9 protein-coding genes are annotated in these 14,166 nt (G+C 48.9%); 4 read left to right on the top strand and 5 right to left on the bottom strand.

The genetic code is table 11. From position 1 onward, the window contains the following. Positions 1-3: 3 nt before the first annotated feature. Positions 4-1,743, top strand: a complete 1,740-nt coding sequence (locus VM802_RS10390; protein ID WP_325530049.1) for a RagB/SusD family nutrient uptake outer membrane protein — start codon at positions 4-6, stop codon at positions 1,741-1,743. Between the two features lie 147 nt (positions 1,744-1,890). Here the strand turns inward: VM802_RS10390 and VM802_RS10385 are convergent, their stop codons facing one another. The 4 genes from VM802_RS10385 to VM802_RS10370 form a co-directional block, all read right to left on the bottom strand. Beyond that, complete coding sequence (locus VM802_RS10385; protein ID WP_325530047.1) at positions 1,891-4,470, bottom strand: M1 family metallopeptidase; 2,580 nt, start codon at positions 4,468-4,470, stop codon at positions 1,891-1,893. Positions 4,471-4,728: 258 nt separating this feature from the next. Continuing rightward, positions 4,729-6,180, bottom strand: coding sequence for a SusD/RagB family nutrient-binding outer membrane lipoprotein (locus VM802_RS10380; RefSeq protein WP_325530045.1), 1,452 nt, complete (start codon positions 6,178-6,180; stop codon positions 4,729-4,731). 18 nt (positions 6,181-6,198) lie between these two features. Next, positions 6,199-9,642: a SusC/RagA family TonB-linked outer membrane protein gene (locus VM802_RS10375; RefSeq protein WP_325530042.1), complete on the bottom strand. Its 3,444-nt coding sequence runs from the start codon at positions 9,640-9,642 to the stop codon at positions 6,199-6,201. A gap of 86 nt (positions 9,643-9,728) precedes the next feature. After that, positions 9,729-10,667: a FecR family protein gene (locus VM802_RS10370; RefSeq protein ID WP_325530040.1), complete on the bottom strand. Its 939-nt coding sequence runs from the start codon at positions 10,665-10,667 to the stop codon at positions 9,729-9,731. Positions 10,668-10,818: 151 nt separating this feature from the next. Here VM802_RS10370 and VM802_RS10365 point away from each other — a divergent pair, with 151 nt between their 5' ends. Beyond that, on the top strand, positions 10,819-11,316 hold the full coding sequence (locus VM802_RS10365) for an RNA polymerase sigma factor (RefSeq protein ID WP_325530038.1): 498 nt from the start codon (positions 10,819-10,821) through the stop codon (positions 11,314-11,316). Here the strand turns inward: VM802_RS10365 and VM802_RS10360 are convergent. Beyond that, entirely contained in the window at positions 11,305-11,892 is a 588-nt protein-coding gene (locus VM802_RS10360; protein WP_325530037.1) for an HdeD family acid-resistance protein, read from the bottom strand. The two genes, VM802_RS10365 and VM802_RS10360, sit on opposite strands and share 12 nt — an antisense overlap. 216 nt (positions 11,893-12,108) lie before the next feature. Between VM802_RS10360 and VM802_RS10355 the strand changes: the two genes are divergently transcribed. Both VM802_RS10355 and mgrA read left to right on the top strand, forming a co-directional pair. Continuing rightward, positions 12,109-13,020, top strand: coding sequence for an acyl-CoA desaturase (locus VM802_RS10355; RefSeq protein ID WP_325530035.1), 912 nt, complete (start codon positions 12,109-12,111; stop codon positions 13,018-13,020). A gap of 109 nt (positions 13,021-13,129) precedes the next feature. Then, a complete protein-coding gene (mgrA, locus tag VM802_RS10350) occupies positions 13,130-14,122 on the top strand; it encodes an L-glyceraldehyde 3-phosphate reductase (protein ID WP_325530033.1) in 993 nt (330 codons plus the stop codon). The last annotated feature ends 44 nt before the right edge of the window (positions 14,123-14,166 follow it).

Raw genomic sequence — 14,166 nt, 5'->3', positions numbered from 1 at the left:
CACATGAAAAAACTAACGATACCAACCGGTTTGCTACTGGCTTTTGTATGGCTGGGCGCCTGTAAAAAATCCGGCGACTTCCTTGATAAAAAAACATCCACCAACCTGAATGAGGCCAGCACTTTTTCAGACAGTGCCAAAACCATGGACTTCCTTACGGGTATCTATGCGGATATAGGGTTTTCATTTAACCCTGACCGTTGGGAAGCCGGTGGTCATGCCGTGGTGAGTAATGAGTCGGAGCCGCTGCGCTATGTTGGTCCGCAGAATGACGTAGTAATCATGGTAGGCGGCGCTATCTCACCGCAGACAACGGATGCATCCAAGAACGTGCAGATCCTCAACAACTGGCTGACACCTTACCGTAATATCCGCAGGGTGAACCTGTTTCTCAGCAAAGTAGATGCGTCACCGTTATCTCCTGCCCTGCGCTCGCGTGTAAAGGGAGAAGCGCGCTTCCTGCGTGCCTGGTATTATTCCATCCTGCTGAAATACTATGGCGGCGTGCCTTTGATCGGCGACAAGGTATATGAGCCTGCCGATAACATTGTTCTCTCCAGGGCCACTTATGCAGATTGTGTGAACTATGTTACCAAAGAATGTGACGAAGCGGCTGCACTACTACCTGGCAAAGGAGAATACCCTCCCGGCGATTACGGCCGTATTACCAGTGGGGCTTGTCTTGCACTCAAAGCCAGGGTACTGCTGTACGCTGCCAGTCCGCTATTCAACGGCGGACGTCCTGGTGTAGAAGGCGATCTGAAAAGTATAGTCAGCTATCCGGACTATTCACCCGAACGATGGAACAAAGCTGCTGAAGCGGCACAGCGTATTATCTCCCTGGGGTGGTACAATCTTTTTGAAGATAATACTACCCGCGCTGGCTACGGTTTCTACAAAGTATTCCATATGCGTGCGGGCAATGATGAATACATTCTCCCTGCCATGCGTGCACCTGGCCGTGATATGGAAGGATACTGGCTACCTCCCACGAGAGGCGGCAACTACTCCAGCGTGCCAACACAAGCCACGGTGGATATGTTTGACATGAAGAACGGGCTGCCGATCACAGATCCTGCATCCGGTTATAGTCCGGCCCAGCCTTATAAGAACCGTGATCCCCGCTTCGACAACTCTATCTTATACAATGGCGCTCCCTGGTTCTTTTCTTCCACCAACAAAAAAGATCCTATCAATGCGACGGTGAATGCCACTGATGGATGGAGTACGAGCCGCCCGGCCACTACCAGCTATTACATCCGTAAAATGCTGTACGAAGATGGTGGCGGCAACACAGAGCGCTGCTGGCCGCTGATCCGCTACGTTGAAATACTCCTCGGCTATGCCGAAGCCAGGAATGAGTACAGCGGCCCTTCGGCGGAGGTATATGGTATGCTCACCACCGTCCGCAAACGTGCTGGTATCACGCCTGGCGCCGATAATCTTTATGGATTAAAAGCTAGTATGTCTAAGGAAGAAATGCGCAAAGCCATCCATCACGAGAGGATGATAGAGCTGATGTTTGAAGAGCACAAACTCTGGGATGCCCGCCGCTGGCTCAGAGGCGAAGAACTGTTGCAGGGCATGGCACAGGGCGTAAAGGTAACTGCCAAAACAGGCGGCTTCAACTATGAACTGTTTGATATACGCATGCATGTATTCCGCCCTAATTTCTATTTATTCCCTATACCTGAAGGAGAGATTGCCAGATCTCCGACACTGAAGCAGAACCCAGGCTGGTGACTGTGGTTCGTGTGATTATTTTGATTTTCCTGATGAGCGAATTAAAATTTAACCTAAAAGAAAGAACCCGATCCAGGTACCTGGATCGGGTTCTTTAGTAATTATAAAATTCAATCTCCCTTCATCAAAAGAATCACAAAAATCAAATCATTCACAGTCAACTTTGGTGACCTTCAGTGACGTATTATATCCGTCTGCTGCGGTTTTCAGCTTGAAGGGAATCTTTATGCCTTTTACATCTGTATAGTCGCTGTAGTCAACAGCTATGTTACTGCCGGGAGCGCCCTCTTGTCCGGTAAGACTGATAACGCGGGTTTTGAGGCCGGTCTTCACATCATAATAATTTTTGAAGACGGAGCCGTTGGGAGTTGCCAGCGTAACTACGTATTGTTCGGCATCGTTGACAAGCTCTGTGAGTGGCGCCAATTCCAGTTTGACATTGTTACCGGTCAGCCAGGATTCAGGGAAGGGGATGCTTCTTTCTCTTATGATAATCTTGTCGGCAGCCGTCAGCGGGTCTGGTCTGCCCATACGTACAGATTGCACAGAGTCGCCGTTAATATTCAGCTTGATAGCGTATGCGTTGATGGCAGGAACAAAAACCTCCTGCGATACCTCTGCGGGAGCTTTGTATTTAAACTTCAGGAGCACCTGTGTACCTCGTGTATCTCCTTCTGCTTCGTAAGCATACTCCTTTATTTTCTTAATCTTATCCGCACCTCCAATCGCATCGAGGTAACGGCTGATAACAGTGGCAGCTGTAACACCTGCCGGTACCGGTTTTCCGCTCTCCGCTCTCCATACGTTGTTGGATTGTTTAATGTCAGGATAAGCGCCGTTCGGGTCTATCTCTACCTTTGCCAGTTTTGATGTGGAAGGGTAACGCACTGTCCAGGTGTTGCTGCGTTGCCATATTTCTACCGGCAGATGCAGCGTATCGGTATGACCATTCTCTTCTTTAATAGCCAGCGTTACCGGCATAGGCAATTTTTCGAGATTCTCTAACCGGATCAGTGAGCCCTTTGCAGGGTCGCTGTTAATATAGTCTACACTTTTAATACCCTGATCCAGTTTCCAGTCGGTAATAAACCAACCGCGCCAGAACCAGCTCAGGTCCTCTCCTGCAGCATTTTCTATTGTACGGAAGAAATCCCAGGGCGTAGGATGTTTGAATGCCCAGCGTTTGATATACTCACGGAAAGCATAATCGAAACGTTGCTGACCCAGAATTTCATCACGCAGTAGCTTCAGCCCCATAGCAGGTTTGAAGTAAGCTGCCACTCCGTTGTAACCGAGCTGGATTACATCCGGCGTATTCATGATAGGCTCCGAGATAGCGGAGAATAACATGGGTGCAGCATTCTTCGACTGCTGGGAAGAAGCGAATTCGCCTTTATTGAAATCGCTGCTGGAGATTGCATTGATGAAAGTATTGAAGCCTTCATCCATCCAGGCGTATTTGCGTTCATTGGAACCAACGATCATCGGGAACCAGTTGTGTCCGAACTCGTGGTTGGTAACGCCCCAAAGTCCGCCCCTGGTAGATTTCCAGGAACAGAAAACGATACCAGGATATTCCATACCCGTAACAATACCGGCTACATTGGTAGCGACGGGATAAGTATACGGGAACCACTGTTTTGAATAGTGCTCGATACAGCCCTTTACAAATTCAGTAGACCTTGCCCATGCGTAATCGGCAGATGACTCAACAGGATACACTGACTGCGCCAGTGATTTCTTTCCATCGGGCAGATTAATCCGGGCAGCATCCCAGATGAAAGCACGGGAAGCAGCCCAGGCTATATCGCGGCTGTTTTTGCAGACGAAGTGCCAGGTACGGTTGCCTTTTGCCGTAATATTATCTACCTCAGATTTATCGCGGATCATAACGGTCTTGTCGCTGTTGCGCGCTTTGGCGAGCCTAGCAGCTTCTGTTGGAGAGAGCGCCTGCGCTTCATTGACCAGCTCTCCGGAGCCTACTACAACCATATTCGCCGGTGCGGTGATGTTGTAATCGAAGTTACCGTACTCCAGGTAAAATTCGGAAGCGCCGAGATAAGGAATGTTATTCCATCCCAGTACATCATCATATACAGCCATGCGTGGATACCACTGTGCTATTTCGTATATCCATCCCTTTTGTGTGAGTTGACGTCCAGTTCTGTCTGTTCCGTATTCGGGAATGGTGTAGGCGTAGTCAATTTTAAGCTGTAAGGTACCGCCAGCTTTTGCCGCAGTAGCCAGCCGTATCTGCATGCGGGTATCATTCACCAGGTAATCAGCGGGTGCGGATTTGCCATTGGTAACAACACTCACTGATTTCAGTTCGAATCCTTTGGTATAGTTGCGATTGGCAAAGCGGTCGCCGGTAATAGCCACTGTAGTTGTTCCGCGGGAGTCTTCACGAAAAACGTTCTGATCCATCTGCAACCAGAGGAACGGTAATTGATCAGGGCTGTTGTTTTTATAAGTGATTACTACTGATCCGCTCAGCCGGTGCTGCATGGTGTCCAGCGTTACATCAATTTTGTAATCGGCGGTATTCTGCCAGTATTTAGGTCCGGGTGCACCGCCAGCACTGCGGTATTCATTTCCATTAGACGGATAGAACAACGGAGAAAACGCCTCATGTTGATCATATTTGGATACAGACTGAGACATCCCATGCTGTACCATACCGCATAACAAAAGAGCGGCAAGGGAGTAGACTTTACTAAATTTCATCTGGATGCGATATTAGATTTTGATGCCCCCCAATATACTGTGATTTCTTTGATTTAGACTGTGATTTTATGTGATTGGTTTGATTTTCCTGATGAGCGAAGATTGAACTGTGATTTGTGTGAATGTGCTGGTTTTCCCGATGAACGAATTAAAATTTAACCTAAAAGAAAGAACCCGGTCCATTTACCTGGATCGGGTTCTTTGGTAATTATAAAATTCAATCTTCCTTCATCAAAAGAATCGCAAAAATCACAGGAATCATTGTCTCTGCCACCATACTTTCGTACTGATCTCGTCTCCACCCATCGCTCTCACTGCATCCTGGTAATTGGCTGCATTCACCGTTTGCAACATGATCGGGAATTTCAGGCGGGCGGGCATTTCCACACCGGAAACAACACCTTCTCCTCTCGGTATAACGGGGAAGCCGGTACGGCGATATTCAAACCACTGCTGCATATCATTAAAGAACAACGCAAAATATTTCTGGGTAAGCACCTGCTCGAGGCTGGCGTTGTAGGCAATGCCCGGACGGCTGAGGAAGTCAGCAGGCACCTGGCCCCCCCAGAACGCGATGGAGGCTTTCACGCCATTCTCATAAGATGTTTGCGCGTTACCGGGAGCATAACCGCGGAGTGCCGCTTCAGCCTTGATGAACTCTACTTCCGCCCATGTCATGATCGTACCGGTCAGGTTTGATTTCTTCAAGGTGATAGACAAAGTTGCAGCAGGAATAGCCGCGATGCTATCGAACTTCTCCGGTTTGTAACCGCTGGGGATGCCGGTGTAAGTGCCATCAGATGCTTTCTGGCACCAGATAGGCAACCGCGGATCATTCCATGATAACAACTTACCGGTGAAGAACTTCGACATCGCCCTATCTCCGTTGAAGTCGTAGTCACGTGCGCTGAAGAACGGATTCTGGAAAGGCTTCACGTTGGTATACTTCAACACGGCAGATTCGTCATTGCTGATCATCACAGGATATTTATCAGGCGCTGACAGCATCTTACCGATTTCCTGCTTCGCCGCGGAGGATCTGTGCGCAATGCGCATCAGCAAACGGAGGCGAAGGGAGTTGCACAGCTTCTTCCATTTAATCATATTGGCAGGGGTTGCAGCCGTGTTGAACAGCAAATCATCGCCCTGTTCCAGGCCTTTCTTGCCGTCAGTTACAAACAGGGCATTGGCAGTGTCCAGTTTGCTGATCAGATCTTCGTATATGGATTGCTGTGAGTCGAAACGGTTCTGCAGCTGGTTATCGGGAAATCCCCTGAGTGCATCCCGATAGGGGATATCGCCGAAGATGTCTGTCTGATTCTGATACAGCCATGCCCAGAGCGTAAGCGCGATCGCTTCACTGTTCACTTCTCCGGCCAGTTTGGCGGAGGCGCGCATGTCTTTTACGTTGTTGAGGGTGAGGTAATATTCCTCCCAGGGATAGTCCGATTCGGTGGTACGGATAATATACCTGCTGAAGTCGGTGGTGGCGATCTCACTCACGGTCACCTGCATCAGCTCATTGTTGATGCGGTGTGATTCCCGCAGGCCGATGTTCACGCCGTCGAAGAGGATAGCATTCAGGAAATTTCCTGCCGGCACTACTTTGAGTGTTTCCGGGTTATGCCGCATGTCCTCAAAGTTTTTGGTACATGCGGAAGTTGCAGCTATACCAAGTGCAACACTTATATAAACAAAATACTTTTTCATATATGCCTTCCTGTTAGATTAGAAATTGAGTTTTACATTCGCGCCGATGGTGCGGGTAGACGGGAACTGACCTGTTTCGAAACCCGGAACAATGGAGTTGCTGTTGAGTGTAGCAGTTTCCGGATCGAAGGCCGGGAAGTCGGACCACACAAACAGATCACGGCCATACAGACTCACGGCAGCGCCTTTGATGAAGGAGCGGCCAAACAGGCTGGCAGGTATTTTATAGCTCAGTACCACTTCACGCAGTTTCACGTAGGAGGCATCGAATGTATTGGCTTCTACGTTGCTACGGTCGAACATTGCGTTGTAGTAAAGGTCCATGTTGGTTACCAGCACATCATTCGGCACGTATTTACCATTTTCATCCAACTTCACGCCCTGACCAATCAGGCCATTGTCGCGGCCCGGCAGTGTTTCCTTAATCTTGCCCTGTTCAGCCAGGATAGCATGTGTGAGTGAATAGATCTTGCCGCCTTTGCGCATGTCCAGCAGTATGGAGAGCGAGAGATTCTTATACGTGAACTGGTTGTTCAGACCTCCCCTCCAGTCAGGGTTGGCGTTGCCGCGGTAAGTGGCGTCAGACGCCATCTGTGCAAGACCATTCTTGAAAACGATCTGTCCATCAGGGCTGCGCAGGAAACCGATACCATACAGTTCTCCCAGCGGGTGGCCTTCACGCGCTTCGAGTGTACCACGGGGGCCTTCAGCCAGGATGATGGAGCTGCCTACTTTGGGGTCGAGCCGGATCACCTTGTTACGGTTCAGCGCCCAGTTAACGGAGGTCTTCCATTCAAAGTTCTTCTGCTGCACCGGTGTTACATTCAGCACCACTTCTACCCCATTGTTCTCAACTATACCCACGTTGGCGAGCTGGTAGTCGTAACCAGTAGAACGATCAATAGGAATAGACGCAATCTGGTTAATGGTACGCTGCGTATAGTAAGTAACGTCTATGCCTGCACGATTTTTAAACAGGCGCCATTCTGTACCAAATTCAAGCGCATTATTACGTCTGGGTTTCAGATCAGGATTAGGCAATACGTTGCCGTTGGACATACTGCCGGTGATAGAACCGGATACATAATCCTTCTCCAGAGAATAAGTGCCTAAGGCAGCATCATATCCCACGCTGGCATAGGATGCCCGCAGCTTGGCAAACGATACTAATGAAGGCATATTTACCATATCGCTGAGGATGGCGCTGGCCACTACAGACGGATAATAGAAAGTATTGTTATGCTCTGGCAGCGTGCTGGACTGATCTCTGCGGATGGTAAGATCCAGGAAGATCTTGTTTCTCCAGGAGGTGTTCAGGAAAGCATAAAGGCTGTTCACCTGTGCAGCAGGACGCTCAGAGCTGGACTGTACGGGGTCTTTACTGTTGGTCAGGTTATATACGCCTACCGCAGCAAGTTTATCTGCGCGCTGGTTGGTGTAATACCTGCGCTGGTTCCGTACGTTACCACCCAGGCTGGCAATAATGTTGAAGTCGGCATTAATCTGTTTGTTGTATCGCAGCAGGAAGTCGTTGTTGTTCTCATAATTCATCACAGTCTGCTGGCGGTACATACCATCCTGGAACTTCTGTGTGTTCTTCGGACGGCGCTGGTTCCTGAACTCGTAGCCGAAGTCGAGGCCGCTGCGCAGCGACAGTTCCAGGTTGTCAAGTATTTTATATTTAGCCATCACATTACCGGTAAGGTTATGGCGCATGGAGGCGTTGATCATTTCATTTACGATCAGGTAAGGATTGTCGATGAGAGAGCTGAAGGGGTGGTTCTGCTCAATGCCTTCCCTGCCTGGTTTCCAATAGGGTTTGTACCAGTCGAGGTTGACGTTGGGATTCTGGAAGTTGATGAAATAAGCGATAGACTGGTTGTTATACCCTGAGTTGGGCAGGTTACCGGCGTCCTTATTCGTATAGTCGATCTTGGTAGAGAGGGATATTTTTTTGCTCACCTGCGTGTTACCGGCAAATGAGATGGTATAGCGCTTGTAGCCGGTGTTGGGCATGATCCAGTCGTTCTTCATGTGGGTGAAGCTGAGGCGCATATCTCCTTTATCGTTGCTACCGGCGATCGATACTGTGTTAGTAAACGTCATGCCCGTACGGAAAAAGTCTTTCCTGTTATTTTTGTAGGGCACCCACGGTGTACGTTCAGTTCTCACGCCGTTGGCATCTTTGGGCGAGTTATACTGGAAATAAGACTGCCCGTCGAACTTAGGTCCCCAGGAAGAGCTGGTAGAGGATGTATTAGGGCCATCTGCCGTCTGACCGTAGGAATAATATTTGGCATTGTTGGTGCCCTGTCCGTATTCATACTGGTAATCGGGCCAGTGATTAACATTATCAAAGGCGATATTGGAACTAACGGTTACGCCTAAACCCTTTACGTTACGGGAACCGCTTTTAGTGGTGATGATGATGGCACCACCTGCGCCGCGCGAGCCGTAGAGGGCAGCTGCACCGGGGCCTTTCAGCACGTTGATGGTTTCAATATCTTCCGGGTTGATATCTGTTAACGCAGAACCAAAATCGATGGGGCTGTCGTTACCAAGATAGCCCTGGTGGCCTGTTCCGTTGAAGGAGTTGTTAACGATCACCCCGTCTACTACAATGATGGCTTCACCGCCACCGGAGCCAAGGATGCTTTCGCCGCGCAGTACAATACGGCTGCTACCCATCGGACCACCAGCTTTGGTGATATTCAGACCAGCCACTTTACCGGAGAGTGCATTGGCGAAGCCGTTGGTGGGCGCATTGCTCACCGCGCCACCGTCCAGTTTCTGGGTGGCATAACCCAGGCTTTTCTGTTCGCGGGAAATGCCCAACGCTGTTACCACTACACCGTTCAACTCTTTGCTGTTCTGCTTCATGACGATGCTGATTACATTCTCTGCGCCGGCAACGGTATATCTGGATGCAGCAAAACCGAGGTAGGTAAACGTCAGCGTGACACCGCGTTCTGTTTTCACGGCAAATACGCCGGATGCATCAGTGGTACCCAGCATCTTTCCATGCTGATCCATAATGCTCACGCCGGGTAATGCCGCATTGCTTTCGTCTGTTACTTTACCATGAAACAGTTGTTTCTCCTGTGCGCCTGTGGCAGGGGCGTATTTCACAGACACCATGTTGCCTTCCATCAGGAATTGCACGCCATAGTTCTTTTGCAGGTATTCCAGTGCTGCTTTCACACTGGGCTGGTGCAGGTTCATTTTATCGACCTTCACTTTTTCCAGTACCTGCTGCTGGAAGGAAAACTGATATCCGGGCGCCTGCTTTTGCAGGTTAGCCACTACAGCGGCCAGGTTGGAACCGGTGATGTCCATCTTGATGGATTGCGCATTGGCCCGTCCGTTCATGGCAGCTACGATTACCAGCGCTCTTAAACCGGTTTTAAGGCGGTATTTCCATGCTGATGAAGGTTGCAGCCATCGTTGCGGATTCTTTTTCATATTGCTGATTTGAAATTTTCGGTATAAAGATCTCCTGCACACCGCCATAGTGGCGATGCGATACGGTAATGAATGATGTGGTGATTTTATTTTATGTAGATGCTGTCACCCTGCTGCCGGAACTGAAGGTCCCAGATGAAAGCCAGGTGCTGCAATACTTTCGGCAGATCCGCCGCCGGGAATACAGCCGTCACTGTCTGCTGCTGCCGGATGTTGTTATCGTGAACAAAGTGTACACCATAAGTATTTTCGAGTTGTAACAGTACGTCGTGCATAGGCGTGTTCACAAAATTGAGTTGCCCTTTCCGCCAGCTGTCAGCTGTTTCAGGCGCTATTGGCAGGATGTCGGTTTTGTGAGATTGCCTGTTGTACACCAGCAATTGTCCCGGCGTCATCATTTTTTCCCCGGAGAGACTGTCGCAGGTAACGCTGATCTTTCCCTGCTGCAGCGCTACTCTTATTTCACCGGCGCCGGTAACAGCGTTCACGTTGAAAGCGGTGCCGTATACCCGGGTAATGGCATTGCCTGCCTGTACCAGGAATGGCCTGTTGGCGTCAGGTGCAATTTCGAAGAAGGCTTCTCCTTCGAGCAGCACTCTTCTTTCTTTTTTGTTATAGGCAGAAGAATAACGGATCGTGGTATTGCGGTTGAGCGTTACTACCGAAGCATCGGGCAGTTGTATTTTCTTCAGGTCTTTACCGGTGTTGCTGACCAGTTCCCAACGCACCGGTTCCTGCAGGGAAGGGATGAGCAGCCAGCATGCTGCAGCAGCTATAACAGCTACACAGGCGGCAGTGGCTATACGCAGGAAAAACATTCTTTTACGTTTGACCGTGGCCGTTATGATTTGATCAGCCAGCTGTTGCCGTACTTCAGGCGTACTGTGCTGCGGCTGTTGATCCCAGTGCTCCTCCATGAACTTTTCCATCCACTCCTCTCCCTGGTCCTTCAGCCATTGTTTCACCTGCTCCACTTCTGCGGGAGTACATTTTCCTGATAAATATTTCGCTAACAGTTCTTCCATCAATTTTTAAACCCGTGATCGTTTTCCCTAAATCACAATTACTACACGACAGCCATAAAAAAAACCTGTACCTTGAAACCGGGCTTAACAATTTCTTAATCTTGGGGGCCGGAAGCCGCGCTTAATTTTGCATGAAAAAAAACAACAGTCATTGGCACATCAACAGGAAGAAAGGCTGAGAAGGATAATAGACCAGACCTATGACAAGCTTTATGGGGTATTAAATATGTTGTGCAAAGACCATGATCTTTGCGCAGACCTGGTACAGCAGACTTATATCAAGGTATGGAAAAACCTTGATGCAATTGATGACGATGAAAGTATCATGGCGCTGCTGAAAACATATGGCAGGCACCTTTTCCTGGATGAGATCCGTAAACAGACCCGCGAAGAAGCCGCGATGGCAGATTATAAACCGGATGAAGCAACGCCCTCACCTGAAGACATGTTCCTGCAGCGGGAACTGGGCAGACAGATACAGTCCACTATCAGCAAGCTGCCTACCCAGCAGCAAAAAATATTCCGTTTGCATAAGGAACAATCCCTCAGCTACCGGCAGATCTCCTCACAGCTGGACATTTCCACCGGCACTATTGAGAAACAGATGAACAGGGCGCTGAAATTTCTGCGCAAAGAGTTAGGTCGTTAAGTGCTGCTCAATATTTTTGATATCTCCCTTGATGTGCCTCAGCCTGAATGCAAAAATAATGCTGAGTACACCAGTCACCCAAAATGCAGCAGCCAGAAATCCCAATATAGCAGCTACTCCCATAGCAGGATTGTCGAGAATGATCACCGATATAATAATCAGCAGTATGCCACCGAACATGATCCAGCCCCAGTTAGGCACCCGGTAGCTATTGAGCTGTATGGAGAAAACGATCAGGCTGATGCCCTTGAACATAAACCAGAAAGCCAGGAATAACGGGATCACCGTCATAGTGATGGCTGGATGTATCATCAGGATAAAGCCGATCACAACATCGATGATGCCGGAAGCCAGGGACCATCCCCAACCGTGCATATTGCGGTTCCCCACCGCAAAGGCTATCTCAAAGATTCCCGTCACAAAAAGGGTAACGCTGAAGAATATACTAAGTAAGAGGTAACTGCTGAATGGGTTACTGAAAACAATGAAGCCCGCAATCAGAAAAATGATACCGTTGAGCAGGTATAGCCACCAATTTTTTACGGAATCGCGGATAGCGCTGATTAACTGAGACATAATTTTTATTTTAATGTTATAAAAGAATGACAATCTGTATCTTCTTAACATCCTCTCGCTAAAAAAGTTCGGGGAAACCACCTCATCAAATATATGTTGCCAGTTTAATGAAATAGGGTGAACAAAGTAACCCTCAAAAAAAGGGGAAAAGCCATTACCTTTGCCTAAATGATATAAATCATAGATTTAACAATTGAGTGAAATTATCTTTGTGTGATGAATAAGGCGATAAAGCAAGACAGAAAGCCACCTAACTGGTGGCATCAGGTGGACTTCCTGGGAATACATGCTATTCCGTTACTGGCCATCCTTACTGGCACAACAGCGTTTGACTGGATATTATGCGGCGTACTTTATGTTATCCGTATGTTTTTTGTGACGGCCGGGTATCATCGTTACTTCTCGCATCGCGCGTTCAAAACGTCGCGTTTCTTCCAGTTCATCCTGGCGGGCGGCGCACAGAGCAGCCTGCAGAAAGGAGCGCTGTGGTGGTCTGCTAATCACCGTATTCATCACAAGCACAGCGATACGCCTGAAGATCCGCACTCTGCTAATGTTTATGGCTTCTGGTATGCGCACATCGGCTGGATTATGGGCCCTGAATACAAGCCTACCCGCTATGAGCTGATCAAAGACCACAAAGCCAAAGAACTTTTCTGGCTGAACAAATTTCATATGGTGCCTGCTCTCGTGCTGATGGTGGCAGTGTACTTCGTTGGTAATAAGGTAAATGGCACTGGTTGGTTCGACTGGACAGCGGGTCTGTCTACCGTACTGATAGGCTTCTTCCTCAGCACCGTGATACTGTATCATGGTACTTTCACTATCAACTCCCTGATGCACAAGATCGGCAATAAGCGTTACTACACCGGCGATGAATCCCGTAACAGCCTCGTGCTGGCACTGGTGACACTCGGCGAAGGATGGCACAATAACCACCACTACTACCAGAGCGCTGCACGTCAGGGCTTCTACTGGTGGGAGATTGACATCACCTACTATGTAATCAAAACACTCGGCTGGCTGGGCATTGTATGGGAAATCCGTCCGGTACCACAGAAAGTGAAACACAGCAACAAACTGAAAGACATGCAACACGTTGCCGCGATGGAAGAAAATGCAGCATAATCACGATCACGAACGTTATTCATTTATAAAAAGAGACACCATTTAGCGGTGTCTCTTTTTCTTTGTCCCGTTTTTTCTATTATCTTGTTCCACTGAAAAACATCAATCCATGCAATACACACCCGCTACTGACCGATACAGCAGCATGACATATAACCGTTGTGGTAAAAGCGGCCTTCAATTGCCGGCAATATCACTTGGGTTATGGCACAACTTCGGCTCTATCGATAATTATGAGAATGGGCGTAATATCATCCGCCAGGCATTTGATAAAGGCATCACCCACTTCGATCTCGCCAATAACTATGGTCCGTTGCCCGGCAGCGCTGAAGAAAACTTTGGCCGCATCCTCAAACAGGATTTCACCGGTCATCTGCGGGATGAGCTGATCATCTCCACCAAAGCAGGATACACCATGTGGCCCGGCCCCTACGGCGACAAAGGCTCCCGCAAATACCTCGTCTCCAGCCTGGATCAGAGCCTGCGCCGCATGCAGCTCGATTACGTGGATATATTCTATTCCCACCGCCCTGATCCTGACACACCGATAGAAGAAACTATGGGCGCGCTGCACAGCATCGTTCAGCAGGGGAAAGCATTGTACGTAGGTCTTTCCAACTACAACGCAGAACAGACAGCCAAGGCGGTCGAAGTATTGAAATCACTCGGAACACCCTGCCTCATACACCAGCCTAAATACAGTATGTTTGAACGCTGGGTGGAAGGCGGGCTGCTCGCTGTACTGGAAACTAATGGTATCGGCTGTATTCCTTTTTCACCGCTTGCACAAGGCCTGCTGACAGACCGCTACCTGCACGGTATTCCCGAAGGATCACGCGCCAGCAAGCCCAGTGGCTTCCTGCAGGAGAATGACGTGACGCCTGAAAAAATTGAGAAGGTTAAGAAATTGCATGCCCTTGCGCAAAAACGCGGTCAGTCGCTCGCACAGATGGCACTGGCATGGATCCTGAAAGACAAAAGGATTACTACTGTGCTCATCGGCGCCAGCTCCGTGGCACAACTCGATAATAATCTGGAAACATTGAAGAATACAGCTTTTGATAAAGAAGAGCTGGATCAGATCGAGAAGATTCTCGCATAAGCGTTTCCTGTAAAGGAACAAAGGAAACCAGGGCTCTTCCTTTG

It is taken from the genome of Chitinophaga sp., from assembly GCF_035538455.1.
Classification (GTDB): domain Bacteria; phylum Bacteroidota; class Bacteroidia; order Chitinophagales; family Chitinophagaceae; genus Chitinophaga.
This window is presented reverse-complemented; position numbering and strand designations above follow the sequence as displayed.

Excerpts from the sequence above, each read along its gene's own strand:
- VM802_RS10390 (WP_325530049.1), top strand. The coding sequence starts at position 4 with ATGAAAAAACTAACGATACCAACCGGTTTGCTACTGGCTTTTGTATGG.
- VM802_RS10385 (WP_325530047.1), bottom strand. The coding sequence starts at position 4,470 with ATGAAATTTAGTAAAGTCTACTCCCTTGCCGCTCTTTTGTTATGCGGT.
- VM802_RS10380 (WP_325530045.1), bottom strand. The coding sequence starts at position 6,180 with ATGAAAAAGTATTTTGTTTATATAAGTGTTGCACTTGGTATAGCTGCA.
- VM802_RS10375 (WP_325530042.1), bottom strand. The coding sequence starts at position 9,642 with ATGAAAAAGAATCCGCAACGATGGCTGCAACCTTCATCAGCATGGAAA.
- VM802_RS10370 (WP_325530040.1), bottom strand. The coding sequence starts at position 10,667 with ATGGAAGAACTGTTAGCGAAATATTTATCAGGAAAATGTACTCCCGCA.
- VM802_RS10360 (WP_325530037.1), bottom strand. The coding sequence starts at position 11,892 with ATGTCTCAGTTAATCAGCGCTATCCGCGATTCCGTAAAAAATTGGTGG.
- VM802_RS10355 (WP_325530035.1), top strand. The coding sequence starts at position 12,109 with ATGAATAAGGCGATAAAGCAAGACAGAAAGCCACCTAACTGGTGGCAT.
- mgrA (WP_325530033.1), top strand. The coding sequence starts at position 13,130 with ATGCAATACACACCCGCTACTGACCGATACAGCAGCATGACATATAAC.